Annotated in this window: 24 protein-coding genes, 1 tRNA gene and 1 pseudogene; 12 read left to right on the top strand and 14 right to left on the bottom strand. The window is 65.2% G+C overall.

The window, feature by feature from the left end; all coding sequences use genetic code 11:
• Positions 1-181: 181 nt before the first annotated feature.
• The 3 genes from AC3WJD_RS06565 to AC3WJD_RS06575 are packed head-to-tail and all read right to left on the bottom strand — an operon-like array spanning position 182 to position 2,489.
• Complete coding sequence (locus AC3WJD_RS06565; protein ID WP_492745627.1) at positions 182-712, bottom strand: VOC family protein; 531 nt, start codon at positions 710-712, stop codon at positions 182-184.
• 52 nt (positions 713-764) lie between these two features.
• On the bottom strand, positions 765-1,613 hold the full coding sequence (locus AC3WJD_RS06570; RefSeq protein WP_492745629.1) for an alpha/beta fold hydrolase: 849 nt from the start codon (positions 1,611-1,613) through the stop codon (positions 765-767).
• 51 nt (positions 1,614-1,664) lie between these two features.
• On the bottom strand, positions 1,665-2,489 hold the full coding sequence (locus tag AC3WJD_RS06575; RefSeq protein WP_492745630.1) for an oxidoreductase: 825 nt from the start codon (positions 2,487-2,489) through the stop codon (positions 1,665-1,667).
• A gap of 106 nt (positions 2,490-2,595) precedes the next feature.
• Between AC3WJD_RS06575 and AC3WJD_RS06580 the strand changes: the two genes are divergently transcribed.
• Entirely contained in the window at positions 2,596-3,492 is an 897-nt protein-coding gene (locus AC3WJD_RS06580) for a LysR family transcriptional regulator (RefSeq protein ID WP_492745631.1), read from the top strand.
• Positions 3,493-3,510: 18 nt separating this feature from the next.
• On the opposite strand, the gene AC3WJD_RS06585 is transcribed toward AC3WJD_RS06580, so the two are convergent.
• Both AC3WJD_RS06585 and AC3WJD_RS06590 read right to left on the bottom strand, forming a co-directional pair.
• Entirely contained in the window at positions 3,511-4,104 is a 594-nt protein-coding gene (locus tag AC3WJD_RS06585) for a DUF308 domain-containing protein (RefSeq protein WP_492745633.1), read from the bottom strand.
• A gap of 55 nt (positions 4,105-4,159) precedes the next feature.
• Positions 4,160-5,008 carry an oxidoreductase gene (locus tag AC3WJD_RS06590; RefSeq protein WP_492745635.1) on the bottom strand — a complete coding sequence of 283 codons (849 nt, stop codon included), beginning with the start codon at positions 5,006-5,008 and terminating at the stop codon, positions 4,160-4,162.
• A gap of 51 nt (positions 5,009-5,059) precedes the next feature.
• Between AC3WJD_RS06590 and AC3WJD_RS06595 the strand changes: the two genes are divergently transcribed.
• The gene (locus AC3WJD_RS06595; RefSeq protein ID WP_492745636.1) at positions 5,060-5,668 is read left to right on the top strand and encodes a TetR/AcrR family transcriptional regulator; all 609 of its coding nucleotides are present in this window, start codon (positions 5,060-5,062) and stop codon (positions 5,666-5,668) included.
• Positions 5,669-5,888: 220 nt separating this feature from the next.
• On the opposite strand, the gene AC3WJD_RS06600 is transcribed toward AC3WJD_RS06595, so the two are convergent.
• The 5 genes from AC3WJD_RS06600 to dapB form a co-directional block, all read right to left on the bottom strand.
• Positions 5,889-6,074 (bottom strand): DUF1993 family protein, encoded by a 186-nt coding sequence (locus AC3WJD_RS06600; protein WP_492745638.1) that lies wholly within the window; start codon positions 6,072-6,074, stop codon positions 5,889-5,891.
• An 85-nt stretch (positions 6,075-6,159) separates the two neighbouring features.
• A tRNA-Arg gene (locus tag AC3WJD_RS06605) sits at positions 6,160-6,236 on the bottom strand.
• Positions 6,237-6,314: 78 nt separating this feature from the next.
• A complete protein-coding gene (locus tag AC3WJD_RS06610; protein WP_492745639.1) occupies positions 6,315-6,695 on the bottom strand; it encodes a hypothetical protein in 381 nt (126 codons plus the stop codon).
• On the bottom strand, positions 6,695-7,366 hold the full coding sequence (nth, locus tag AC3WJD_RS06615; protein ID WP_492745641.1) for an endonuclease III: 672 nt from the start codon (positions 7,364-7,366) through the stop codon (positions 6,695-6,697). Before nth ends, AC3WJD_RS06610 begins: the two co-directional genes overlap by 1 nt.
• The gene (gene dapB, locus AC3WJD_RS06620) at positions 7,363-8,091 is read right to left on the bottom strand and encodes a 4-hydroxy-tetrahydrodipicolinate reductase (RefSeq protein ID WP_492745643.1); all 729 of its coding nucleotides are present in this window, start codon (positions 8,089-8,091) and stop codon (positions 7,363-7,365) included. The genes nth and dapB overlap by 4 nt, the downstream gene beginning before the upstream one ends.
• A 418-nt stretch (positions 8,092-8,509) precedes the next feature.
• Here dapB and AC3WJD_RS06625 point away from each other — a divergent pair, with 418 nt between their 5' ends.
• Both AC3WJD_RS06625 and AC3WJD_RS06630 read left to right on the top strand, forming a co-directional pair.
• Positions 8,510-11,359, top strand: coding sequence for a TonB-dependent receptor domain-containing protein (locus AC3WJD_RS06625; protein WP_492745645.1), 2,850 nt, complete (start codon positions 8,510-8,512; stop codon positions 11,357-11,359).
• Positions 11,360-11,510: 151 nt separating this feature from the next.
• Positions 11,511-11,842 (top strand): annotated as a pseudogene (locus tag AC3WJD_RS06630) (DMT family transporter).
• A 149-nt stretch (positions 11,843-11,991) separates the two neighbouring features.
• Here the strand turns inward: AC3WJD_RS06630 and AC3WJD_RS06635 are convergent.
• On the bottom strand, positions 11,992-12,759 hold the full coding sequence (locus tag AC3WJD_RS06635; RefSeq protein ID WP_492745647.1) for a creatininase family protein: 768 nt from the start codon (positions 12,757-12,759) through the stop codon (positions 11,992-11,994).
• A complete protein-coding gene (locus tag AC3WJD_RS06640) occupies positions 12,756-14,312 on the bottom strand; it encodes a benzoate-CoA ligase family protein (RefSeq protein ID WP_492745648.1) in 1,557 nt (518 codons plus the stop codon). Before AC3WJD_RS06640 ends, AC3WJD_RS06635 begins: the two co-directional genes overlap by 4 nt.
• Before the next feature lie 133 nt (positions 14,313-14,445).
• On the opposite strand from AC3WJD_RS06640, the gene AC3WJD_RS06645 reads away from it, so the two are divergent.
• The 6 genes from AC3WJD_RS06645 to AC3WJD_RS06670 are packed head-to-tail and all read left to right on the top strand — an operon-like array spanning position 14,446 to position 20,409.
• Complete coding sequence (locus tag AC3WJD_RS06645) at positions 14,446-16,752, top strand: bifunctional salicylyl-CoA 5-hydroxylase/oxidoreductase (RefSeq protein WP_492745650.1); 2,307 nt, start codon at positions 14,446-14,448, stop codon at positions 16,750-16,752.
• Entirely contained in the window at positions 16,749-17,510 is a 762-nt protein-coding gene (locus AC3WJD_RS06650; RefSeq protein WP_492745651.1) for an SDR family NAD(P)-dependent oxidoreductase, read from the top strand. Before AC3WJD_RS06645 ends, AC3WJD_RS06650 begins: the two co-directional genes overlap by 4 nt.
• Before the next feature lie 2 nt (positions 17,511-17,512).
• The gene (locus tag AC3WJD_RS06655; protein ID WP_492745794.1) at positions 17,513-18,004 is read left to right on the top strand and encodes a MarR family winged helix-turn-helix transcriptional regulator; all 492 of its coding nucleotides are present in this window, start codon (positions 17,513-17,515) and stop codon (positions 18,002-18,004) included.
• Positions 18,001-18,810: an enoyl-CoA hydratase family protein gene (locus tag AC3WJD_RS06660; RefSeq protein ID WP_492745653.1), complete on the top strand. Its 810-nt coding sequence runs from the start codon at positions 18,001-18,003 to the stop codon at positions 18,808-18,810. The genes AC3WJD_RS06655 and AC3WJD_RS06660 overlap by 4 nt, the downstream gene beginning before the upstream one ends.
• 1 nt (position 18,811) lies before the next feature.
• Complete coding sequence (locus tag AC3WJD_RS06665; RefSeq protein WP_492745655.1) at positions 18,812-20,002, top strand: acyl-CoA dehydrogenase family protein; 1,191 nt, start codon at positions 18,812-18,814, stop codon at positions 20,000-20,002.
• Positions 19,999-20,409: a RidA family protein gene (locus AC3WJD_RS06670; RefSeq protein WP_492745657.1), complete on the top strand. Its 411-nt coding sequence runs from the start codon at positions 19,999-20,001 to the stop codon at positions 20,407-20,409. The genes AC3WJD_RS06665 and AC3WJD_RS06670 overlap by 4 nt, the downstream gene beginning before the upstream one ends.
• A 147-nt stretch (positions 20,410-20,556) precedes the next feature.
• Here AC3WJD_RS06670 and AC3WJD_RS06675 read toward each other — a convergent pair whose 3' ends face one another.
• Together AC3WJD_RS06675 and AC3WJD_RS06680 are read right to left on the bottom strand one after the other, a co-directional pair.
• On the bottom strand, positions 20,557-20,760 hold the full coding sequence (locus AC3WJD_RS06675) for a hypothetical protein (protein ID WP_492745659.1): 204 nt from the start codon (positions 20,758-20,760) through the stop codon (positions 20,557-20,559).
• A 97-nt stretch (positions 20,761-20,857) separates the two neighbouring features.
• Positions 20,858-21,790 carry a Gfo/Idh/MocA family protein gene (locus AC3WJD_RS06680; RefSeq protein ID WP_492745661.1) on the bottom strand — a complete coding sequence of 311 codons (933 nt, stop codon included), beginning with the start codon at positions 21,788-21,790 and terminating at the stop codon, positions 20,858-20,860.
• Positions 21,791-22,096: 306 nt separating this feature from the next.
• Between AC3WJD_RS06680 and AC3WJD_RS06685 the strand changes: the two genes are divergently transcribed.
• Together AC3WJD_RS06685 and AC3WJD_RS06690 are read left to right on the top strand one after the other, a co-directional pair.
• Complete coding sequence (locus AC3WJD_RS06685) at positions 22,097-23,887, top strand: IlvD/Edd family dehydratase (RefSeq protein WP_492745663.1); 1,791 nt, start codon at positions 22,097-22,099, stop codon at positions 23,885-23,887.
• Positions 23,887-24,747 (top strand): SMP-30/gluconolactonase/LRE family protein, encoded by an 861-nt coding sequence (locus AC3WJD_RS06690; protein WP_492745664.1) that lies wholly within the window; start codon positions 23,887-23,889, stop codon positions 24,745-24,747. The genes AC3WJD_RS06685 and AC3WJD_RS06690 overlap by 1 nt, the downstream gene beginning before the upstream one ends.
• The last annotated feature ends 16 nt before the right edge of the window (positions 24,748-24,763 follow it).

The raw sequence follows: 24,763 nt of genomic DNA on the forward strand, positions 1-24,763 counted from the left end.
CGATTTATCTCTCCGCAGTGCGATTGCCTCGTATGACAATCGTCGCACCTCGAAATCCGCGTTTTTACACGTCCTCGGTCGAAAATTGCCATAAGCAGACGGCTCGCTAATGGCGAGGTTCGGAAGTAGCCGCAAAGCGCCATTTCCGTCGCTCAGGTAGGTCCTCTTTTTTGCGTCCTGCTCAAACTTCGTCTTGCCACCTGCGCAGGGCCGTCTGGTCATGATAGGCCATGCGGTCCGGCGTGGTGATGAGTTCCATCGTCGTGCCCCAAGGCATGCGACAGTAGCAGACTTTGTTTCCAGGACCCTTTTCGGTGTCGTACGGGATCGCTCGCGGCGCGGTTAGAGGTGTACCTCCCGCTTTCTCGAAGCGCTTGACCGATGCGTCGATGTCGTCGGTGTAGAGCGCGAAGTGCGTGATGCCGAAGTCGCTCGCCCGGATCGGCTGAGCTTGCTCGGGACCGTGCATTTCGAAGAGCTCGATATCGGGTCCGGTCCCGATCTTGACCATCGCCTGCGCGTGCACGACCGTTCCGGGGAAAGCGCCAACGGCCCGCTCGAACTCCGGTCCCTGCCGCGGCGGGTCCTGCGGTCCGAAGGATTGGTAAATCACCTGGGCGTCGAAAGCCTCTACCAGGAAGGATTTTGCTGCTTCGATGTCGGGCACCGTGATGCCGATATGATTGACGCCGCGAATGACGGGTGCAGTCATGACAGTCTCCTTGCAATTCATTCTATCCGCCCGCTCACGAGCGGGGAGAGTTTCAGTTGGCCCCGAGGAACTTGATCAGGGCGGCTGCGACTTCATCGGGCCGCTCGTCCGCGACATAGTGGCTGCAGCGCGCGATCGGGCCGCCGGTCACGTTGGTGGCGAATTCCTTGAGCATCGGCACCATCTGTGCCCCGAAACGCTGATCCCCGCCGAGAGCCAGCACCGGTATCTCGAGCGGTTGCTCCTTGTACCGGAGCGCGGCCGCATGATCGGCGTCGAGCGTGCGGTACCATTCCATGCCGCCGCGCGTGCGGCCGGGAAGCGCTATGGCCTTGGCGTATATCTCGACATCCGCGGGGTTGAAGGCGCTATGGTCGTAAAACCGCTCAGCCATGAAGGTCGAAACATAATCATATTCACGGCCGTGGATGAGCCGCTCGGGCAGGTCCCGGTTCATGTGGAAGCCGAAGTGCCAGAGCCTAGCGGTCGTCGCCTCCCATCCGCTCCAGCCGGGAAGCGGAACGTCGAGGACAGCCAGGTGGGTAACTGCAGTTCGATGAATGGCGGCCTGCGGCAAGGCGACCATTCCGCCGATGTCATGTCCGCATACCGCGTAGCGTTCATGCCCAAGGGCAACCATCACTTCATGCGCGTCGCGCGCCATTGTCGCCTTGTCGTAGCCGCCCTGCGGACAGTCGGAAAAGCCGGCGCCGCGCAGGTCGATAGCCACCACGCTGAATTGCTCGGCCAGCAGCGGCATCACAACGTGCCATTCCCACCATGTCTCCGGCCAGCCGTGAAGCAGAAGGATCGGCGGGCCAGAACCGCCGGTGACGGCATTGATCCTGATGCCATTCGCCGGCACCATCTGCTGGGTAAATCCGGTCAACATGGCGATCATGATTGCCCTCCAGTCAGGTGCCGAGGTTGAGACGCAGCTCGCGGCCAGCGCTCAGGGTCGGTCGAAATCGGTGGCGATGGTGAGATCGCGCCAGGCGTCGATATCGCTGCGAAAGGCCGCCAGTTTCCGCTCGGCGATCTCATGCGCGACCAGGCCGAGCGGCAGGTGGAGCGGGGCATCATCGGCGTCGACAGCCCGCAGGATCACCGCGACCGCCTTGTCCGGGTCGCCCGCCTGCTTGCCGTCGTTGGTCTCGCGATAGTGCCTGCGCGAGGTCGCGGTATATTCCGCCATCTCCTTGGCCGCCAGCGTGATCGAACGGCCAAGGAAATCCGTACGAAACGGCCCGGGTTCGACGATCAGCACGCGGATGCCGAACGGTTTCAGCTCGCCGGCGAGCGCTTCGGAAATCCCTTCCACGGCGAACTTGGCGGCGTTGTAATAGCCCGCGCCGCCGCTGCCGGCGATGCCCGCGCCGGACGACATGTTGACGATCGTTCCGCCCGACCGTCGCAGGATGGGCAGTGCGGCCCTGGTGGTTTCGATCAGGCCGAAGACATTCACCTCGAACATCGGCCGATATTCTTCGGGCGTGCCTTCCTCGATCGCGCCGAACAGTCCGTAGCCGGCATTGTTCACGAGCACGTCAAACCCGCCGAACGTCTCGACCGCCTTATCGACCGCGGCCTTGGCTGCTCCTGCCTCCGTCACATCGAGAGGCAAGGTGATCATGCGATCGCCGAAAGGTTCAGCCATTTCCTCGATCGCTTTCACGTGACGGGCCGTCGCGACGACCCGATCGCCGCGCCGTGCCGCGGCGAGCGCGAGCCGTTGGCCGAAGCCGCTCGAGCAGCCTGTGATGAGCCAGGTTTTCATTCTTCATCTCCGAGCTTTTGTCGCTGACGCCGGGCCGTTGCGGCCACGAACCGTCAGACGGTCGCTGGGATTTAGGGCATTTAGATTTGTTCTTTAAGTGACGAGATTGTACTTTCGCTGTTCATTTTTGTTCGGGGTCTCGATGGAATGGAGTGACGTCAGGGTCTTTCTGGCCATTGCGCGATCGGGCACGCTCGGAGCCGCGGCCCGCGCTCTCCAGACAAGCCATCCGACTGTCGGCAGGCGTCTGCGCGCCCTTGAGCAGGCAATCGGCTATGCGCTCTTCCAGCGCACTGCTGACGGCCTGGTGCTGACCGAAGAGGGCCAAGGGATCATCCCCTTGGCCGAGCAGATGGAAGAAGGTGCGCTGGCCATGGAGCGCCGGCTTGCGGGCCAGCAGCAAAACCTCCAGGGCAGCCTGCGAATCTCGTCAGCGGACTGGTTCGGGGCCTATGTCCTGCCTCCGATCCTTGCGGATTTTTCAGCCGCCTACCCCAATGTCGATGTCGAAATCCTGACCGGCACGCGCCTCTTCAACCTCGCCCAGCGGGAGGCCGACGTCGCCTTTCGGATCGTTCCGTTCGACACGGCCGATGTCGTGCAGCGGCGGCTCTTCAGACTCGAATATGGCGTCTACATCGCCGAGGAGTCGCCTGATCCCGAATTTGGCGACGGGACCGGTTTCCGGCTGATCACCCACGATACGTCGACCGGGCAGTTCCCCGATATCGCCTGGCTGATCGAGAATTTCCCCAACTCGAAACCGGTCCTGCGATCGAACAACCGCAACGTCCAGGCGCGCATGTGCAGACAAGGGGTCGGCATCGCCGTCCTGCCTCGCGTGGTCGGCAATCAGATCCCGGGTATCCGCAGGCTGGACCTGCCGGCGGCGCCGCCGGCCCGAGACATATGGATGGGATATCACCGGGACCTCCGGCGTCTTCAGCGTCTCCGCATGTTCATCGCAACGGTATCGGACCATTTGATTAACCGAGCCGCGTGAAAGGAGATGCCTGGCCTATCAGATCGCCAGCTCGGCGCTGCGGCGGCCACGGAGCCACAGCATGGCACTAGCAAGGCCAAAATAGAGCGCGCCGAACCCCGCATATGGCGCGACATCGACCGCCGAAAGGCGATGGAGGGCGCCGGTCGCCTGGAACACGAAGAATGCGCCCGCCAGCACGGACTGCGCGCCGCTGATGATCATTGGCCATTGACCGGGCGCCAGGCGGCGACGTCGTATGCCGGTAGCCAATTGGAAGATACCCGACAGTCCCGCCCAGACCCCGATCACACCGATTGTGGCATTCGAATCGAGGCGGGCGGCGATCGCGACCGCTAGCGCCGCGCCGGCGCTTACGACGATGTTGAAAGCCTGCGTAGGGTTCGATCTCAAACCGCCGCTGCGTCTTGCGTCGACGAAATTGGCGGCGCTGTCCCAGACGGGATACAGGATGAGGAGGACCAGGCTTGCAGACGGACTTTCCCGGCCGAGCGCGACCGCGAATGCGATCCAGCCGATCGAGAAGATCGTGCGGATCAAATAATAGCGCAGGAGCCAGAGCTTGTCCGCCGACGCAGCATTTGAAGAGGTCATGGGAATCCTTCCGTTCAAGCAAGGCGATACGCCGCCGGCAGCGGCGATCGCTGAAAAGGGACGACGCGATGGGTCAGGCGGGCTGGAAGCTCGTCGAACGGGAGACTTCTTCCCACTGCGTCATTTCGGTAGCGATATCGGCGAGGCGCTGTCTTGCCAGTGCCAGCGCATCTTCCCCCAGGAACAACCGGCCCGGAGGGTCGGCGGCTTCGACAATGGCCAGCAGGGCGTCGGCGGCCTTCCGCGGATCGCCCGGCTGATTGCCGCTCTTGGCCTTCCTGGCTTTCCGCAGTGGATCCATCAAAAGGTCGTAATCGGGGATGCTTCGAGGAGCCCGGTCCATCGATCGCCCCGCCCAATCCGTCCGGAACTGACCCGGGGCCAGGGTGGTGACGCGCACTCCAAATGGCGCGACTTCGGCCGCCAGCGATTGCGAGATTCCTTCCAGCGCGAACTTGCTGCCGCAATAGTAGCTGATGCCCGGCATGGTGATGAATCCGCCCATCGATGTGACGTTGACGATGCGACCGTAGCGGCGCTCGCGCATTGACGGCAGGACCGCCTTCATCATCGCGACGGGACCGTAGACGTTGGTGGCGAACTGCCGCTCCAGCTCCTCGATCGAAGACTCTTCAAGCATACCCTCATGACCGTAGCCCGCGTTGTTCACCAGGACATCGATCGGTCCTGCATCCTGCTCGGCCTTCGCAACAGCGTTCGGGATGGCGTCGATACGCGTGAGATCGAGGAGGAGCGGAAATGCGCGAGCGGGAGACAGCGCCCCGAAGTGGCGCCCATCCTCCTCCTTCCGGACCGTGCCGGTCACCGTGTGTCCGGCGTCCAGCGCAGCTTGGGCGAACGCTCGTCCCAAGCCGGAACTTACACCAGTGATGAGGAAGTGCTTGGGGCTGGTCGTTGACATGGTCTAACTCCAGAGAAGGATAAATAACTATATCATGATATAGATAACCATATGCCCCCGCGCAAGACCCCATCGCCCAAGCCAGCACCTCGCGGTGAGCCCGTACGCCAGCGCGTAATCGACGCAGCCGAGCGGCTGCTAAGGGACGGCAAGGCGGAATTCTCGATGCGTGACCTCGCCGCGGAGGCCGGCGTCAGTTTCGCGACGCCGTTCAACCAGTTCGGAAGCAAGGCGGCGATCATGCATGCGCTCGCCGCGCGACGCATCGAGATGATGGCTGCACGCTATCGAGCGCAGACTCGCCCAGCGCAGACTGAAGACCGGGTGGCGCTGGCGGTGAGGATCGCCGCGGAGGGAATGCTCGAGGAAGCCGTCGTCAATCGGGCGGTGATGGGCTGGATCGGAACCGCGGGCCCGGCGCCAGGCGCCGCGTTGGCGGGCTCCACGGCGTTGTGGTTATTGGCGCTGGCCCCCGGGGATGCCGCGTTCCCCGAAGAGGCAAACGCTGATCTGGCGGTGCTGGCCCGGCGGCTCGCTTTCGGATTTCGTGGAACCCTGTCTTTCTGGAGCGCCGGAGAGCTAGCGGACGAGGACCTGGTCCAGAGCGCCATCGACGTCGCGAGGACGATCGTGCGCGGTTCGACATTCTTGTCGCCGTAGTGAGCGCTTCTAGCGAGTGATCGGCAGGCCGTCGGTCCGGCAGCCCCAAAAGCAGATCGTCTGCTTCCGGCCAGAAGGCACTTCGCTCTCACCAGCATTCCGCGCTGGTCCCCGCGCCTCGCCCGCGTGCTTTTGGTGCAGGTTTTGACACACACTTTTCCCCTCTGCCGTAAGAGAGAACGGCGATTCACTCACTTTGGCTCACCTAGACGTGTCTGGATTAGCCTTCCTGCGTTGGTGGTCCGAGGTGCTGAAGGAAGTCCGGCTTTCCCAGGGACACACCAGCATTGCGGAGGATCGCGTAGGCAGTCGTGACGTGAAAGAAGAAATTGGGGAGCGCAAATCCCGACAGGTACGCCCGGCTTCTGATCGACCAGGTCGTCGTTGAGGATGAACAGATCCACATCCGTGGGTCTCGCAAGGCGCTGGAGCGCGCCGTCGTCGCAACTGCGGCGGGCACCCGCAAAGGGGTGCCCAGTTTTGCACGAGAATGGCGCACCCAAGAGGATTCGAACCTCTGGCCTCTGCCTTCGGAGGGCAGCGCTCTATCCAGCTGAGCTATGGGTGCGTGGCGCTTCGCAGCGTGTGAAGCGCGCTTAGCAAAGCCGGTTGCGCTTGGCGAGGGGTTTCGTGGTGCCGCGGCCGATCACTTCCTGGCGATGTCGACGGGCTGGAACTTGCCGAGGCCGCAGCTTGGCCCCTGGATGGTGGATGGGCTGCGGAGCACGGTGATGATGTCGGTCGAGCAGAGCTGGCTGAGCGAGGTCTTGTAGGAAAAGCGCTCCTCGAAACCCAGCGAGCCGCATTCATGGGGGAGCTCGTTGCGATAGACCTTGCCGCCGCGCATGTGGAAATCGATGACCTTGTCGCCATGGACGCGCGTGTTCTGGATCTGGATGATCGGGATGCAGCTTACCGCTTCGCCCGTCGGCTTCGCCTCGGGCACGGCGTTGCGATCCTTCTTGGCAGCGACCGATCCGCTCGCCGCGAGAAGGACGAGGGCGGCAACGACGATGGGCGCGCGCATCACAGTTCTCCTTTGGCTTTTGCGCGATTCTGCTTCGGCGCAGATGACTTGGGCCTGAACGCGCAGAGATCGGCGACCTTGCAGCGCCAGCATTCGGGCGTCCGCGCCTTGCAGACATAGCGGCCGTGGAGGATCAGCCAGTGATGCGCGTGGAGGCGAAAGGGCTGGGGGACGACCTTCTCCAGCGTCATCTCGACCGCGAGCGGGGTCTTGCCGCGGGCAAGGCCGGTGCGGTTGCCGACGCGGAAGATGTGCGTGTCGACCGCGAAGGTCTCCGCACCGAAGGCCGAGTTCATCACGACGTTGGCGGTCTTGCGCCCGACGCCGGGCAGCCTTTCGAGTGCGTCGCGATCCGCGGGCACCTGGCCGCCATGCTCGGCGATCAACTGCTCCGAGAGCGCGATGACGTTCTTGGCCTTGGCGTTGAACAGGCCGATCGTCTTGATGTGCTCCTTCAGCCCCTCATCGCCGAGAGCGACCATCGCCTCGGGGGTCTGCACCTCCTGGAACAGGCGCCTGGTCGCCTTGTTGACGCCGACATCGGTCGCTTGCGCCGAGAGCACGACCGCGACGAGCAGCGTATAGTCGTTGACAAATTCGAGCTCGGTCTCAGGCGCGGGGTTGTCCTCGGCCAGCCGCGCGAAGAACTCGATGACGTCAGCCTTCTTCACAGCCCGAGCACGTCCGCCATCCGGTAGCGCCCGGCGGGTTTGCCCGCGAGCCACAGCGCCGCCTTGACCGCGCCCTGCGCGAAGATCGCGCGGCTTTCGGCGCGGTGGCCAAGCTCGATCCGCTCGCCATTGCCCGCGAGGATCACCATGTGATCGCCCGCGACCGAACCGCCGCGGAGTGCGGCGAAGCCGATCTGCCCCTCCTTGCGCGCGCCCGTCTGTCCGTCACGGCCGCGGTCGCTGTGGCTGGCGAGGTCGACGCCGCGACCTTGGGCTGCGGCCTCGCCGAGCAGCAGCGCGGTGCCCGAGGGGGCGTCGATCTTGTGGCGATGGTGCATCTCGACGATCTCGATATCCCAGTCGGGCCCAAGCCGGGCGGCTGCCTGCTTCACCAGCGCGGAGAGCAGGGTGACGCCAAGCGAGGTATTGCCCGTCTGGAGCACCGCCACATGCTGAGCCGCATCGTCGATATTCTGGAGATCGTCGGGGCTGAGCCCGGTGGTGCCGACGACGATCGCCTTGCCTGCCGCGACCGCGGCGCCGAGATTGCCGACCAGCGCCGAAGGCACCGAGAAATCGACGAGCACATCGGCATCGCGCGCGAGCGTCATCGGATCGCCCCCGGCATCGACCCCGCCCGCATAGCCCGCGCCGGCCGCTTCGATCGCCTCGCGAATGGCCTGACCCATCCGCCCTTCGCTGCCGTAGATCCCGATCCTCGTCATGCCCTTGCACCCGTCCTTTCGCCGCCGGCTATGGGCGAGGCGCCCGCGCCTGTCCACGCCCAACGGCGGCCAAACTTCACACAACTTCGCGAAGCTCGCGCATATGCGCATGTATTTCCGGCGTTCGCTGCGCGAGGCGAATCGCGTTCGCGGCGAGCATGACAGCAAGGGTGCATGTAGGACAGGTCCGGGGCAGGCGAGGGGCGGAATCGCGCGCTGCTTCCTGTTCAACTGGCGTTCCGCCCATGATCCGGCACAGATAAATTGACGTGTATCTCGGATGCAACAAGTTCCGACAAAATGATCTCGTGTCGGGTTTCCAATTGGCTCCGCCAGTTGGCGTGTGCTTTATCTGGCGTCGATGGCGCAGAGACGCGACATTGCGATCCCGCGCTGCATGCTTTGTCAGGGGAAAGCCATGTCGAAACTATCAGATCATCTCTGGGTATCCTGCGCCTCGCTGGCACTTGTCGCCGGTTTCACCACAGGGGCGCCCGCCCGGGCACAGTCCAACGTCCCCTCTGACAGCCAGGCCGCCGCGCCGTCGGACGAGAGGGATATCGTCGTCACGGGGTCGCGCATCCGGCGCAGCCCGCTCGAGCAGGATGCGCCGATCGTTTTCGTCGATCAGGAAGACATCGCAAAGACGGGCCTCAACTCGGTCAACGATGTGCTTCAACGCTTGCCAAGCTCGGGCGGTGGCCTCAACGGCAAGTTCAACAACAGCGGCAATCTCGGCAATCCGCCCGACGGCGGCGGCGTGGGTGCCGGCGCCGCCGAGATCGACCTGCGCTATCTCAGCTCGCGGCGTGTGCTCGTGCTCGTGGACAGCATTCGCTACGTCAACGGCGCATCGGCGAGCGGCGTGCCGGGCTCAACCGACCTCAATTCCATTCCCGAAAGCGCCATCGAACGCATCGAGGTGCTGCAGGACGGCGCGTCGTCGATTTATGGCTCCGATGCGATCGCGGGCGTGGTCAACATCATCACCAAGAAGCAGCAGGCCGGCCTGATGGCCACGGCCCAGGCCGGTCTGTACGACCGGGGCGACGGAGCTACCCAGAATGTCCAGCTCAGTTGGGGCAACGGCAGCGACAGTCCGCTGCAAATCGTCGTTGGCGGCAATTATGTGAAGCAGGATGGTGTTTCGGCTGGCGCAAGGGATATCTCTCGTTTCCCCGCGCCCTATTCGAACACCTGCGCCGATGGCGGCTGTTCGGGTTTCCTGCCCAACGGCTTTTATTCCATCTTCGGCAACGGCCCCGGCGACCGTTCCGACTTGACGCTCAATGCTCCGGTAATCGGCCGCGCCACTACACCCGCCGATTTCCGCCCGTTCGTCAGCCCTGACGACCGATTCAATTTTGGACCGTTCAACTTTCTCCAGATCCCGGTCGAGCGATACGGGGTCTTTGGCAATCTGCGCTACGAGATCTCGGACGCCATCAATTTTTCGGTCAAGGGGATCTGGAACAAGCGCAAATCCAAGAACCAGGCGGCACCGCTGCCCTTTGGCATTGGCCCTGCGGCGGGCATTACGCCTGTGCTCGATGCGATCACGGTCGATGCAACCAACCCGTTCAATCCCTTCGGCGTCACGCTCGATGCTTCCAACATGGATTTCATCCTCCGCCGTTTTGTCGAAGGCGGTCCGCGCCGGTTCCACCAGAGCGTGGAGACCTTCTACGGCGTCGCGACACTCGATGGCGAATTCGATATCGGCGGGGGCAACTGGTACTGGGACGTCAATGCCGCCTACGGCAAGAACAAGGCCGATCAGACGATGTTCGGGAACATAAACTCGGGCCTTCTGCGCCAGGCCCTGGGCCCGATCGCGAACTGCACCAATCCCTGCGTGCCCTTCAACCTGTTCGGCGGGGCCGGATCGATCACTCCTGAGATGATCAATTTCGTCACCTACGAACAGCATGACAGCAGCGACAACGAGCTGTGGGATTTTACCGGCAACGTGACGGGCAGCCTGTTCGCGCTGCCGGGCGGAAATCTCGGCATCGCAGCCGGCATGGAATATCGCGACCTCAAGGGCCGTTTCGATCCCGACCCGATCGTCGCCGCCGGATTCAGCTCCGATATCCCAGCGCAGCCGACGCGGGGCAGTTATTCGGTCTGGGAAGCCTATACCGAACTCAATGCGCCTGTGCTGGCCGACACGTCATTCTTCCAGTTGCTCGAACTGACCGGAGCGGTGCGTTTCTCCGACTATTCGACCTCGGGTTCGACATGGACGTTCAAGGGCGGGGTCAACTGGAAACCGATCAAGGACCTGCGCCTGCGCGCTTCCTATGCCGAGGGTTTCCGCGCGCCCTCGATCGGCGAGTTGTTCGGAACGCAATCGCGCTTCGACCAGCAGCTTGACGACCCCTGCTCGTCGCATGCCGATACCACCGCGCCCCTCAACTTCCAGAATGACGCTACGGTGCGTGCGAACTGCATTGCCGCCGGCGTCCCGGCAAACGGCAGCTATCAACAGGCCAACCCGCAAATCTCTGTCCTGGTCGGCGGCAACGAGGAGCTTGAGCCCGAAACATCGGAGAGCTGGATCTTTGGCGGGGTTTACAGTCCCTCCTTCCTCCCCGGCCTATCGCTCGAGGCCAATTATTACGACATCAAGGTCAGGGGCGCGATCCAGGCGGTCAATGCGAATGTCACGGTCACCAACTGCATGGTGAGCAATGACCCGGCGGCTTGCGCGCTGGTGACGCGTGCCGGCGGCGGACAACTCACGCAGGTCGTGGGCGTGCTCCAGAACATCGCGGGAATCAACACCGACGGCCTCGATGTCAACCTGACCTATCGCTCCGGGGAGACAGGCGCTGGCCGGTTCGGTTTCACCTGGAACAATACCTTCCTGTTCAACTTTGACGAGGTCCTGCCTATTGCCGGCGGTACCCAGGTCATCAGCCGCGAGGGGACCGAACGGGGCAGTCCGTCCCAAGGCTTCCCCGAGTGGAAGTCCATCGGGATTATCGATTGGGACAAGGACAACTTTGGCGTGACCTTGACCGGTCGTTACGTTTCCGAGCTCGAAGAAAGAGGCGGGACCGTCATGAAAGACCGTTTCTACACCGACGTGCAGCTCCGCCTGACGGTGGGCGAGGACAAGGATTTCGGCTTTGCGCTGGGCGTGAACAATATCTTCAACACCACGGCGCCCGGATGCGTGACCTGCGATATCAACAATTTCGATCCGACAATCTATGATCTCAATGGCCGCTATCTGTACGCCAAGGCCACGTTCAAGATGTAAGGCACGGCGCAGCCTGTTTACGTTCATGACTGTAAAGGGCCGGCCCAACCAGCCGGCCCTTTTTTCCGGGCGGTCGGCGTGAAACCCGGCACAGCCCCCATAAAGACGCAGCGGCTTGCCGGGGGCGTGTGCGGCTGCTTCAAGGGTGGGCATGAACGCTTATGTCTGTCTGGCCATCGCGATCGTCGCCGAAGTGGTAGCGACCTCGGCGCTCAGGGCGTCGGAGGGGTTCACGCGGATCGGGCCGAGCGTGGTGGTCGCGATCGGCTATGCCATCGCCTTCTACGCGCTGTCGCTGACCTTGAAGACGATCCCGGTCGGGATATCCTATGCGATCTGGTCGGGGGGCGGATCATCCTCGTGACGGGCGTCGCCTGGGCGCTCTACGGACAGAAGATCGACCATGCGGGGCTTGCCGGCGTCGCGCTGATCATCGCGGGGGTCGTGGTGATCAACCTGTTCTCGCAATCGGCGGGACATTGAGCGGCGGTATCGCGCCACCGATCTAGAGCGGCGTGCGCTAAATCTGATCCATATCCGTGCTCCGGGCTTGACCCGGAGCCCATGCTGTAAACAACACGTCGTCCGGACAGATGGGCTCCTGCTTTCGCAGGAGCACTGAACCCGGTGCACTAGCGGGGAGACGTGTCTCGTGCGGAGAGCGCCTCGGCGACCGCCTCGACGAGCAGGTCGGCCATGATCTCGTAACTTTGCTCGCCCTCGGCAGGGGTCGCGGATTGCGGGGTTCCGAAATAGGCATCGGGGCCGCCGGCCTCGGCGAAGGTCTTTGCGCCGCGCGCGAACGCGTCGACAAGGCTCGATGGATTTTCCTCGAGCGCCCGGCGCTTGCCGTCATCGACGAGCCCGGGCTGATCGCGCATTACGAGGCTCGTTTCGAACTGGCCGGCGTGACAGGCGCCCGACTGGAATTCGTCGGTGAGCTGCTGGGCGAGCTTGCGGCGGGTGAAATCGGGATAGGCGACTGCAAGGCCGGTGCCGGCGATCTCCGAAGCCACGGTGCGCAGCATCGCGACATTGGCGGGGTCGAAATGGCTGTTAGCGATCGCGAGGCACGCGAAGCGCTGTCGCCGGAGCGATTGCGCGATGTCGCGGAGTACCGCCGCGGCGGTCGCGCTGCCGATCGAGATCGTACCCGCGAATGCGGCGGCATATTCGGCGGGCGCATAGGCGAGGGGCGGCAGCACGAAGGCGGGAATGCCCCGTGCCGTCAGCTTTGCGGCGGCACGATCGGCCATGCCGTTGCTGATGATGACGTCGGTCTCGAGCGGCAGGTGCGGGCCATGCGCCTCGACCGCGCCGCAGGGCAGGATCGCGACGACGGGGCGGCCGCTGTCGAGCGCGTCGCGGATCGCGGTCCAGGCAAGCGTGCCGAGTTTCATTGATAGCGTGCCTTCAATATCTTCCTGTCGATCTTGTCACGGTCGTTGCGCGGCAGAGCCGTGTCGGCGAACAGCACATGATGCGGCACCTTGTAGCGCGCGAGATGCTGCCGCGAAAAGGCGATCAGTTCGGCCTCGAGCCCTTCCGACGGCCCGATCCCCGATTTGAGCACGACGATCGCGACGGGTTTTTCGAGGCCGGCCTTGTCCCTGCGCCCGAAGACGCAGCATTCGCGGACCGCTTCGTGCCGCGCAAGGCAGTTCTCGACCTCGATTGGGCTGACATAGATGCCGCCGCTCTTGATGAGATCGTCGCCGCGGCCTTCATAATACCAGTAGCCGTCTTCATCCTGGCGGAACTTGTCGCCGCTGACGATCCAGCCGCCGCGCAGATGCTCCTTCGATTTGGCATAGGCCGCATGATAATAGAGCGCCGCGGAATCGCCGCCGATCCACAGCGTGCCGACGCCGCCGGCAGGCACGGGCTCGCCCGCATCGTCGACGAGGCGCGCCTCATAGCCGGGGACGAGCCTGCCGAGGCTTCCCGGGCGGATGTCGCCGGGGCGGTTGCTGATATAGATGTGGAAGCTTTCGGCGCTGCCGATGCCGTCTATGATCGGGACGTTGAAGGCGCGGTTCCAGCGCTCGTGGAGCTCGAGCGGCAGCGCCTCGCCCGCGCTCCACATGAAGTGCAGGCTCGACAGGTCGGGCGGCGCGTCGCCCGCGGCCTCGAGCATCTTGTTGATCAGCGTCGGCACATTGGTGAGCACGCTCGGCCGGTGGCGTTCGATCAAGGCGAAAAGGCCATCGGCGGTGGGGGGCTCGGAGGAGAGGATCGTGGTCGCGCCCATCGCGAAGGGGAACATGAGGTTGGTGCCCGTCGCATAGCCGAAGAACAGCCGGGGGCCGGACAGCGTGACGTCGTCCTCGCGCATGCCGATGAAGCGGCGCGCATAGACCTCGGCGTTGTAGGCGAAATGGAAATGGCAATGGACCGCGCCCTTGCTCTGGCCGGTCGTGCCGCTGGTGAAGAGCCAGACCGCGGGATCGTCCTTGCGCGTCGGCCAGAGTTGCACGTCCGCGGCGACGTCGCGCGCGAGCCAGGCGTCGAAGCCTGCACCGACGGTGATGATGTTGCGGCCGGCGTCGCAGTGCCGCGTGTCCGCCGCCGCCGCGCCGAAGGCTTCGACGCTCGCGGCGTCGATGAAGGCGAATTGCGGCTTCACATAGCCGAGATAGTAGCGGTAGTCCGCCTCGGGCAGCAGCGGATTGATCTGGGTGACGACCGCGCCCGCCTTCAGGGCGCCGAACCAGGCATAGACGAATTCGGGGCAGTCGCGCATGCACAGCAGCACGCGCTGTTCGGGAAGCAGCCCCTCGCTGACCAGTCGCTGCGCGACGCGCAGAACGTTCTCGGCGACCTCGGCATAGGTGATGACGCGGTCCTCGAACAGGATCGCGGGTTTGTTGCCGCGTCCCGCCTCGACATTGGCGAAGACGAAATGGTCCGCCATGTTGAAATCGTCGGCGAAAATCGGCGGGTCGCTCTCCATGCATCCTCTCCGCAAAACGGGCTGCCCAGCTTAATTTGATTTAAGCTTAAAGCAATTGCCTCTTGCGCCCCGTCGGAGCTTGCCAGGTGCGCAAAGTAATTTTAAGCTTAAAACATAATCGGAGAGAGACGCCATGCGCATCGCCTGTCTCGGCGGCGGACCCGCCGGACTCTATTTCGCGATCTCGATGAAGCTGGCGGACCCGGCGCATGAGATCGACCTGTTCGAACGCAACAAGGCGGGCGACACCTTCGGCTGGGGGGTCGTGTTTTCGGATCAGACGCTGGGCAATCTGCGTGCCAGCGACCCGGTGAGCGCCGAGACGATCATCGGCGAGTTCGCGCACTGGGACGATATCGAGGTGTGCATCCGCGGCGAGACGATCCGATCCTCGGGGCACGGATTCATCGGCATCGGGCGCAAACGGCTGCTCCAGATCCTGCAGGAGCGCGCGCGCGAACTCGGTGTCAGGCTGCATTTCGAGCACGAGTTCGGCGCGGACCTTGCCGACTACGCCGATTACGACCTCGTCATCGGCGCCGATGGCGTCAACAGCAAGCTGCGCGACGCCTATGCCGAGCATTTCGGGGTCGATATCCAGACGCGCGCCAACAGGTTCGTCTGGCTGGGGACGACAAAAGCGTTCGAGGCCTTCACCTTCGCCTTCGAAGAGACCGACCATGGCTGGGTCTGGGCGCACGCCTATCGCTTCGACGACGCGCTCTCGACCTTCATCGTCGAATGCTCCGAGGAAACCTGGCGCGGGCTCGGGCTCGACGCGATGGACCAGGAGGAGACCTGCCGCTTTGCCGAGGCGCTGTTCGCGCGGCATCTCGATGGGCACAGGCTGATGAGCAACGCAGGCCACCTGCGCGGGTCGGCGGCCTGGCTCAATTTCCGGCGCGTGCTGTGCGAGCGCTGGGCCTATGACAAGCTGATCCTGCTCGGCGACGCCGCGCATACCGCGCATTTCTCGATCGGATCGGGTACCAAGCTGGCGCTCGAGGACGCGATCAAGCTTGCCGAGGTGCTCAATCGCCCGGGGCTGTCGCGGGCGGCGGCACTCGAGGAATACCAGGCCGAGCGCACCGTCGAGGTGCTCAAGCTCCAGAATTCGGCGCGCAACTCGACCGAATGGTTCGAGACGCTCGACCGCTATCTCGATTTCGAGCCGATCCAGTTCGCCTATTCGTTGCTCACGCGCAGCCAGCGCATCAGCCACGAGAATCTGCGCGCGCGCGACCGCGACTGGCTCGAGGGGGTGGAGCGCTGGTTCCGCGCGCGTGCGACGGGCAAGCCCGCCAACGATGCCGCGCCGCCGATGTTCGCGCCCTTTCGCCTGCGCGACATGACGCTCGCCAACCGCGTCGTCGTGTCGCCCATGGCCACCTATTCGGCGGTTGACGGCATGCCGCAGGACTTCCACCTCGTCCATTACGGCGTGCGTGCGCAGGGCGGTGCGGGGCTGGTCTTCACCGAGATGACCTGCGTCTCGCCCGAGGGGCGGATCACGCCCGGATGCGCGGGGATGTATTCGGACGCGCAGGAGGCGGCGTGGCGACGGATCACCGATTTCGTCCATGCCAACAGCGCCGCGAAGATCTGCATGCAGCTGGGCCATTCGGGCGCCAAGGGTTCGACGCGGATCGGCTGGGAAGGGATGGACGTGCCGCTGGCGGCGGGCAACTGGCCGCTGCTGGCGCCGTCGGAGGTGGCGTGGTCGGAACACAACCAGCGGCCGATCACGATGACGCGCGGCGACATGGACCGCATCCGCGACCAGTTCGTCGCCGCGACCGAGCGCGCGCTCGCCGCCAATTTCGACATGATCGAGCTGCATGCCGCGCATGGTTACCTGCTCTCGGCGTTCATCACGCCGCTGCAGAACCGGCGGGACGACGAATATGGCGGGAGCCTCGAGAACCGCCTGCGCTTCCCGCTCGAGGTCTTCGCCGCGATGCGCGCGGCCTGGCCCACGGAGCGGCCGATGTCGGTGCGCATCTCGGCCAATGACTGGGTGGGCGACGAGGGGGTGACCCCCGACGAGGCGGTCGCGATCGCGCGCGCCTTTGCCGAGGCGGGGTGCGACCTGATCGACGTGTCGGCGGGCCAGACCTCGACGCGCGCGAAGCCCGTTTATGGCCGGATGTTCCAGACGCCCTTTTCGGACAAGGTGCGCAACGAGGCCAAGCTCGCGACGATGGCGGTGGGCAACATCTTCGAGCCCGACCATGTCAATTCGATCCTCGCCGCGGGCCGCGCCGACCTGGTCGCGCTGGCGCGCCCGCACCTGATCGACCCGATGTGGACGCTGCGCGCGGCGGCGCAGCAGGGCTATCGCGGCGTCGTCGTGCCGCCGCCCTATCTGGCGGGGATCGAGCAGCTGGCGCGCAACCTGCAGCGCCAGGCCGAGCAACAGCAGGCGGAGATCCGCGCATGAGCGCGCTTACGGGCCAGCACGCGGTGATCACCGGCGGGGGCAGCGGGATCGGCGCTGCGATCGCGCGGTGCTTCGCGGCCGAGGGGGCGAAGTTGACGCTGGTCGGGCGGCGCGTCGATGCGCTCCGCGAGGTTGCCCGGGAAACGGGTGCGCATTTCACGACTGCCGACGTGACGCAACGCGCCGAGGTCGATGCTGCGCTGGTGGGCGCACGCGCGGTCCACGGGCCGGTCACGATCCTCATCAACAATGCGGGCGCGGCGGAATCGGGGCCTTTCGCGCGGCTCGATGCCGAGGGCTGGCGCCGGATGATGGCGGTCAACCTCGATGCTGTGTTCCACTGCACCCAAGCCGTGCTCGCCGAGATCCGCGCTGCCGAGGCGGGGCGCATCGTCATCATCGCGAGCACCGCGGCGCTCAAGGGTTATGCCTATAGCGCAGCCTATGCCGCGGCGAAGCACGGTGCGCTGGGGCTTGCGCGCTCGCTCGCGCTCGAGCTCGCCGATACCCCTGCTACGGTCAACGCGCTGTGCCCCGGCTTTACCGACACCGACATCGTCGCCGACGCGGTGTCGCGCATCGCCGGGAAGACGGGGCGCAGCGCCGAAGAGGCGCGCGCCGAGCTGGCGCGCTTCAACCCGCAGCACAGACTGATCCAGCCCGAAGAGGTGGCGGCGAGCGCGCTGTGGTTGTGCCGCGCCGAGAGTCGCTCGATCACGGGCCAGGCGATCGCGGTCGCGGGCGGAGAGGTGATGTGAGCATGGCCGGCATCCGCGAGAAGCATGACGGTGCGCTCGCCGACCGGTCGAATGTGAAGCTGTGGCTGCGGCTGCTGTCATGCACCACGGTGATCGAGAAGCGCGTCAAACGGCGGCTGGCCGACCGCTTCGACACCACATTGCCGCGCTTCGACGTGCTGGCGGCGCTCGACCGCAATGCGCAGGGGATGACGATGGGCGCGCTTTCGCGTTCGCTGCTCGTGTCCAACGGCAATGTGACCGCGCTGGTCAAGACGCTGCAGCGCGACGGGCATGTCGTGCTGGCTTCCTCGCCCGCCGACCATCGCGCATCGATCGTTCGGCTGACGTCCGAGGGCAGGCGCCATTTCGCCGAGCTGGCCGAGGTCCATCACGGCTGGATCGACGCGATGCTTGCCGGGCTCGACCGCACGCAGCGCGAGGCGCTGTTCGATCTTCTCGGCGCATTGAAGACATCGATAGCCGCGGAAAACCCCGGAGAGGAGCACCGATGAATCCTGAGACCTTCACGCCCGCGCATTTCGGCTGGGCCTTTTCGGACGGGATCGCGACGATCACGCTCGACCGGCCCGCGCTCAAGAACCCGCTGACCTTCGAATCCTATGCCGAGCTGCGCGATACCTTCCGCGCGCTCGTCTATGCGCCCGCGGTCAAGGCGGTCGTGATCCACGGCGCGGGCGACAATTTCTGCTCGGGCGGCGACGTGCACGAGATCATCGGTCCGCTGACGAAGATGGCGATGCCTGAACTGCTCGCCTTTACGCGGATGACGGGCGATCTGGTCAAGGCCGTCCGTAACTGCCCGCAGCCCGTGATCGCCGCGATCGACGGGATCTGCGTCGGCGCGGGAGCGATCATCGCGATGGCGTCGGATATCCGCATCGCGACGCCGCGCACAAAGACCGCCTTCCTCTTCACGCGCGTCGGGCTCGCGGGATGCGACATGGGCGCGTGTGCGATCCTGCCGCGCATCATCGGTCAGGGGCGCGCGTCCGAACTGCTGTTCAGCGGGCGCGTGATGACCGCCGAGGAGGGCGAACGCTGGGGCTTCCACAACCGGCTGGTTTCGCCCGAGACGCTGCTCGATGAGGCACGTGCAACCGCGACGTTGCTCGTCACCGGCCCCACCTTCGCGCACGGCATCACCAAGACCCAGCTCAATGTCGAATGGGCGGTGAGCCTCGAGACCGCGATCGAGATGGAGGCGCAGGCGCAGGCGATCTGCATGCAGACCGAGGATTTCCGCCGCGCCTTCGAGGCCTTTGCCGAAAAGCGCCAGCCCGTGTTCGAGGGCAACTGAGATGGCCGACACCAGCTTTCTCGACTGGCCCTTCTTCGATGACACGCACCGGCGCCTCGCCGCTGATCTCGATGCCTGGTGCGTCGCCGAGGGTCTGGCGGCGGCGCATGGCGAAGACGAGGTCGACGCCGAATGCCGCCGGCTGCTCGCGCGGCTCGCGGCGGGGGGCTGGTTGCGCTACGCGGTGCCGCGCGCCTTTGGGGGCGTCCATGACACGCTCGACGTCCGTTCGCTGTGCCTGATCCGCGAGACGCTGGCGCGCCATTCGGGTCTCGCCGATTTCGTCTTTGCGATGCAGGGGCTCGGCTCGGGCACGATCTCCTTGTTCGGCACGGCGGAGCAGAAGGCGGCCTATCTGCCGCGGGTGGCCTCGGGCGAAGCGATGGCTGCCTTTGCGCTGACCGAACTTGCCTCGGGATCGGACGTGGCAGCGATGGAGACGAGCGCGCGGCTCGACGCTGGCGGCTATGTCATCGATGGCGCGAAGACCTTCATCTCCAATGGCGGCATCGCCGACTATTACGTCCTTTTCGCGCGCACCGGCGAGGCGCCGGGCGCACGCGGCATTTCGGCGTTCATCGTCAACGCCGACACGCCCGGGCTGACGATTGCCGAGCGAATCCGCGTGATCGCGCCGCACCCGCTCGCGACCTTGCGCTTCGACGCGATGCGCCTGCCTGCAAGCGCGGGGCTCGGCGAGGCCGGTGGCGGCTTCGGCGCTGCGATGGCGACGCTCGATATCTTCCGCCCGACCGTGGGCGCTGCGGCACTCGGTTTCGCGCGCCGCGCGCTCGACGAGGCGACGGCGCGCGCAGAAAACCGCATTCTCTTTGGCGCCAGGCTTTCGGACAACGCGGTGGTGCAGACGCAGCTTGCCGAAATGGCGCTCGACATCGACGCCTCGGCGCTGCTCATCTACCGCGCGGCCTGGGCGCGCGACGTGCAGGGCGCGCGCACCACGCGCGAGGCGGCGATGGCCAAGCTCCACGCTACCGAAGCGGCGCAGCGCGTGATCGATCGCGCGGTGCAGATTTTCGGCGGGCAGGGGGTGGTCCATGGCGTCCCCGTAGAAGCGCTCTATCGCGAAGTCCGCGCGCTGCGCATCTATGAGGGCGCGTCGGAGGTCCAGAAGATGATCATAGCGCGCCAGCATCTCGCGGCGGCGCGCGCCGGCGATGGGGGGAAGGCATGAGCAACACCATCCTGCTGCCCGAGGGCTGGCAGCGCCCCAGGGGCTATGCGCATGGCGTGATGGCGCGGGGACGGATGATCTTCACCGGCGGCGTGGTCGGCTGGGACGAGCAGGAACGCTTCGTCGGCCCAGATCTCGCGAGCCAGTTCGAACGCATCCTCCAGAGCACCGTCGCGATTTTGGCGGCAGGCGGCGCGCGCCCCGAGCATATCGTGCGGATGACCTGGTATGTCGTCGATCGCGACGAATATGTCGCCAGCCTGGCCGCGATCGGCGCGGCCTATCGCGCGCATATCGGCCGCCATTTCCCCGCCATGGCGGTGGTGCAGGTGGTAGCGCTCGTCGAACCCGAGGCGCGGATCGAGATCGAGACGACCGCTGTGGTTCCCGACGACGCGGATGTTTGAAGGCGGGCAGCCAGCGCGCGCTGCCTCTTCGACAGTCGCTTGCGGCGCTTTCGCGTCCAAGGGCTAGTTGCGGTTCCCACCTCCGTTATGGGGTGGTTAGCGGACGTTGGCAGAGGAGCGCCCTGCTTCGCTCCCCTCCCGATCGTGTCAGTGGTCGTGGTGGGTAGCGCCTTCCGCGCCACCTTTGTCGCCATGGTCTTTCTTGTCCATGTCGTCACAGCAGCACTTCTTGCCCTCTGCCTTCATCTTCTCACAGCAATCCATTTTGGGCGCTGGCGCGGGTGCAGTTTGTGCGAGCACTGCTGACGGGGCGGCCAGAGCAATGGCGAGTGCGATCGGTGCGAGTTTCAATTTCTGTTCCTTCACTCTGCGAGTTTGGGGGATGTACGCGCAACTGATTTGCTGCGTCAAATGTAACGCGCAGCGCCGATCGGAGAAATGTCCGCAACTATGTCGTTTCCCAGTCGAAGGGCTGCACCTCGGTGCGGCGCCCCAGCAGAAAGGCGTCGGCGACGAGGCGGAAGGGCGTGAGGTCGGCGTCGCTCTGGCGGCTGGCGAGCAGGCGCGCGAAATGGCGGTAGAGCCGTGCATATTCGGGTTCCTCGCCAACCTCGACCGCGACGCCGTCGACCGCCATCCGCGAGGCGCCCATCGACAGCTTGAGGTGCCCCTGGTCGGTCTCGACATCGATGTCCCAGGTCTGGGGACCGCGCTGGTCGAAGTCGAAGGCGACGTCGATCGGGACGCCCGCAGTATCGATAAAGGCAAGGTCGGCCGCGATCGGCGCTCCACGATTGGCGGGAAAGCGCAGCTCGGCGCGCTCGAGCATGACGGGGCGCGGCAGGATGTGCGTGATCACCGAGAGCGCGTTGATGCCGGGATCGAAGACGCCGATGCCGGGTTCCCAGATCCATTCCTGACCGGGGTGCCAGACGCGGACGTCCTCTTTCCAGTTGACCGCGACGCGGCGGATGGTGCGGTCCCGGAGCCACGCGCGGGCGGGCTCGACCGCGGCGGCCTCGCGCGAATGCCAGGTGGCGTAGAAGACCCGGCCGGCCCCGCGCGCGAGCGCCGCGAAGGATTCGGCTTCGGACAAGGTCGCCGCGGGCGGCTTTTCGATCATCACGTCAAGACCGTGTTCGAGCGCTTCGGTGACGATAGCGAGCCGGCCGCGCGGCGGCGTGCAGATCGAGACCGCCTGGACATCGGGCGTCGCCGCCATCATCTCGGTGATCGTGGCGAAGCCGGGCACGCCTTTGGGGGGAGCGTGCTGCGTCACCGCGGCGACCAGCTCGAAATCCGGGCTCGCGGCCAGCGTCGGCACATGCTGGTCGCGGGCGATCTTGCCGATCCCGACCAGCGCTATCCGTGTAGGGCTCATGGGCGGGCGATCGCAGTGTGCGACATATAAGGCATGGGGGTTGGCACTCTCGGTATCCTATCCATGACGTTGATTTCTTCTAAAAATCCTGAAAGATTTTATTATCTGATATATATGCTTTATATTTGCCATTCGGGTTGCTATCAAGTGGGAAACCGCGTGGCCGCACATGCATTGAAGCCGTTATGCAGGTTTGAAACAATCAGAATGGCGGCCGGCGCGTCGCCAAGGGGGTAGGATGAAAGTCGTGGCACGCGCTCCGAAAGCGAGCATGATCATGCCAGTTTGCGCGGAGCCTGCGGCAGCATGAGTGAAAAAGTCTCCCTTCGGTCGCGCGCCTGGTTCAATGACATGGCGAACCCCGACATGACCGCGCTCTACATCGAGCGCTACATGAACTTCGGCCTGACGCTCGAGGAACTGCAGTCCGACCGCCCGATCGTCGGCATCGCGCAGACGGGCAGCGACCTCAGCCCCTGCAACCGCCATCATATCGTGCTGGCCGAACGCGTGCGCGAGGGCATCCGCGACGCGGGCGGCATTCCCATCGAGTTCACCACGCATCCGATCCAGGAGACGGGCAAACGCCCGACCGCAGGGCTCGACCGCAACCTGTCCTATCTCTCGCTGGTCGAGGTGCTTTACGGCTATCCCCTCGACGGCGTGGTGCTGACGATCGGTTGCGACAAGACCACGCCCGCCTGCCTGATGGCGGCGGCCACGGTGAACATCCCCGCGATCGCGCTGTCGGTCGGCCCCATGCTCAACGGCTGGTACAAGGGCGAGCGCACGGGTTCGGGCACGATCGTCTGGAAGGCGCGGCAGATGCTCGCCGCGGGCGAGATCGACTATCAGGGCTTCATCAAGCTGGTGGCGAGCTCGGCGCCGTCGACGGGCTATTGCAACACCATGGGCACCGCGACGACGATGAATTCGCTGACCGAGGCGCTTGGGATGTCACTCCCCGGTTCGGCCGCGATCCCCGCACCCTATCGCGACCGCCAGGAATGCGCGTACCTGACGGGCAAGCAGATCGTCGAAATGGTGCTGGCGGACCGCAAGCCCTCCGACATCCTGACGCGCGAAGCGTTCATCAACGCGATCCGCGTCAACTCGGCGATCGGCGGTTCGACCAATGCGCCGATCCATCTCAATGCGATCGCGCGGCATATCGGGGTCGAGCTTTCGGTCGACGACTGGCAGACCTTTGGCCACGACATTCCGCTGCTCGTCAACCTTCAGCCCGCGGGCGAATATCTGGGCGAGGATTATTACCGCGCGGGCGGTGTGCCCGCGGTCGTGTCCGAGCTGATCGGGCAGGGGCTGATCCATGAGGGCGCGCTGACGGCCAACGGCAGGACGATCGGCGACAATTGCCGCGACGCCGGGATCGAGGACGAGAAGGTGATCCGGCGGTTCGAGGCGCCCTTGAAGCCGGCCGCCGGCCTTTCGGTGCTGCGCGGCAACCTGTTCGACGCCGCGGTCATGAAGACCAGCGTCATTTCGGACGCGTTTCGCGCGCGCTTCCTCTCGGATCCTGACGATCCCGAAGCGTTCGAGGGGCGTGTCGTCGTCTTCGACGGGCCCGAAGACTATCACGCGCGCATCGACGATCCTGCGCTCGCGATCGACGAGCGGACGATGCTCGTCATCCGCGGGACGGGGCCGATCGGCTATCCCGGCGGCGCCGAGGTCGTGAACATGCGCCCACCCGCCGCGCTGATCCGCGCAGGCATCGATACGCTGCCGTGCATCGGCGACGGTCGCCAGTCGGGCACCTCGGGCAGCCCCTCGATCCTCAACGCCGCGCCCGAAGCGGCGGCGGGCGGCGGACTCGCGCTGGTCAGGACGGGGGATCGCATCCGCATCGACCTTCGCCGCGGCGAGGCCAACCTGCTCGTGTCGGACGCGGAGCTGGCCGAGCGTCGTGCGGCGTTCGAGGCGGAGGGAGGCTATCGCTATCCCGCCTCGCAGACGCCCTGGCAGGAAATCCAGCGTGGCATCGTCGGCCAGTTCGATACCGGCGCGGTGCTCGAGCCCGCGGTCAAATATCAGCGCATCGCGCAGACGCGCGGCATTCCCCGCGACAGCCACTGATGGCCGACGTGCGCGTCATCGAACGCGACGGGCGCGACCGGCTGGGGGAAGGCCCGCTGTGGTCGCGACGGCACAATGCGCTGTTCTGGGTCGATATCCTAGGCTGCCGCCTGCATCAGCTGTCGCTTGCCGATGGCGCGGTGCAAAGCTGGACGATGCCCGAGATGACCGGCTGGGTGATCGAGCGGGGCGACGCGCCCGGCTTCATCGTCGGGCTTCGCACGGGATTTGCCGAGCTCGAGCTGGATCCCTTCACCGTCCGGCATATCGTCGATCCCGAGCCTGGCCTGCCGGGCAACCGCATGAACGATGCGAAGGCGGATGATCGGGGGCGGATCTGGGCGGGCACCATGCCGGTTGCGGCGGACCAGCCGAGCGGCGCGCTCTACAGGCTCGATACGGATCGCAGCTGCCACACCGTCGACACGGGATACACGATCACCAACGGCCCCGCCTTCAGTCCGGACGGGCGCTTCCTCTATCACGCCGATTCGCATCTGCGTGTTGTTTACCGGTTCGCGATCGATGAGGCGGGCGTCGCGGGTAGCCGCGAGCCGTTCATCGCGTTCGAACCCGAATGGGGCGTGCCCGACGGGATGACCGTCGATGCCGAGGGCGGGCTGTGGATCGCGCATTGGGGCGCGGGCTGCGTCAGCCGCTTTTCCCCCGAAGGCATCCGCGAACGCGCCATCACGCTGCCCGCATCGCAGGTCACGAGCTGCGCCTTTGCGGGCGAAGCGCTCGACCGGCTGTTCGTCACCTCCGCGGCCGAAGGGCGCGAGGACGAAGCGCTGGCGGGCGCGCTTTTCGAGGTCGACCCGGGCGTGACGGGCATCCCGCCCGCCAGCTTTGGCGGATAGCCCCTGAATGCTGAAC

Source organism: Sphingobium sp. FW306-1B-F04DB (assembly GCF_058781925.1).

Coding starts and splice junctions, on each gene's coding strand:
- AC3WJD_RS06690 (WP_492745664.1), top strand. CDS start 23,887: ATGGCCGACGTGCGCGTCATCGAACGCGACGGGCGCGACCGGCTGGGG.
- AC3WJD_RS06595 (WP_492745636.1), top strand. CDS start 5,060: ATGCCCCCGCGCAAGACCCCATCGCCCAAGCCAGCACCTCGCGGTGAG.
- AC3WJD_RS06610 (WP_492745639.1), bottom strand. CDS start 6,695: ATGCGCGCGCCCATCGTCGTTGCCGCCCTCGTCCTTCTCGCGGCGAGC.
- AC3WJD_RS06565 (WP_492745627.1), bottom strand. CDS start 712: ATGACTGCACCCGTCATTCGCGGCGTCAATCATATCGGCATCACGGTG.
- AC3WJD_RS06635 (WP_492745647.1), bottom strand. CDS start 12,759: ATGAAACTCGGCACGCTTGCCTGGACCGCGATCCGCGACGCGCTCGAC.
- AC3WJD_RS06685 (WP_492745663.1), top strand. CDS start 22,097: ATGAGTGAAAAAGTCTCCCTTCGGTCGCGCGCCTGGTTCAATGACATG.
- AC3WJD_RS06625 (WP_492745645.1), top strand. CDS start 8,510: ATGTCGAAACTATCAGATCATCTCTGGGTATCCTGCGCCTCGCTGGCA.
- dapB (WP_492745643.1), bottom strand. CDS start 8,091: ATGACGAGGATCGGGATCTACGGCAGCGAAGGGCGGATGGGTCAGGCC.
- AC3WJD_RS06660 (WP_492745653.1), top strand. CDS start 18,001: ATGAATCCTGAGACCTTCACGCCCGCGCATTTCGGCTGGGCCTTTTCG.
- AC3WJD_RS06680 (WP_492745661.1), bottom strand. CDS start 21,790: ATGAGCCCTACACGGATAGCGCTGGTCGGGATCGGCAAGATCGCCCGC.
- AC3WJD_RS06655 (WP_492745794.1), top strand. CDS start 17,513: ATGGCCGGCATCCGCGAGAAGCATGACGGTGCGCTCGCCGACCGGTCG.
- AC3WJD_RS06670 (WP_492745657.1), top strand. CDS start 19,999: ATGAGCAACACCATCCTGCTGCCCGAGGGCTGGCAGCGCCCCAGGGGC.
- AC3WJD_RS06570 (WP_492745629.1), bottom strand. CDS start 1,613: ATGATCGCCATGTTGACCGGATTTACCCAGCAGATGGTGCCGGCGAAT.
- AC3WJD_RS06590 (WP_492745635.1), bottom strand. CDS start 5,008: ATGTCAACGACCAGCCCCAAGCACTTCCTCATCACTGGTGTAAGTTCC.
- AC3WJD_RS06650 (WP_492745651.1), top strand. CDS start 16,749: ATGAGCGCGCTTACGGGCCAGCACGCGGTGATCACCGGCGGGGGCAGC.
- AC3WJD_RS06665 (WP_492745655.1), top strand. CDS start 18,812: ATGGCCGACACCAGCTTTCTCGACTGGCCCTTCTTCGATGACACGCAC.
- AC3WJD_RS06575 (WP_492745630.1), bottom strand. CDS start 2,489: ATGAAAACCTGGCTCATCACAGGCTGCTCGAGCGGCTTCGGCCAACGG.
- AC3WJD_RS06645 (WP_492745650.1), top strand. CDS start 14,446: ATGCGCATCGCCTGTCTCGGCGGCGGACCCGCCGGACTCTATTTCGCG.
- AC3WJD_RS06640 (WP_492745648.1), bottom strand. CDS start 14,312: ATGGAGAGCGACCCGCCGATTTTCGCCGACGATTTCAACATGGCGGAC.
- AC3WJD_RS06600 (WP_492745638.1), bottom strand. CDS start 6,074: ATGTGGATCTGTTCATCCTCAACGACGACCTGGTCGATCAGAAGCCGG.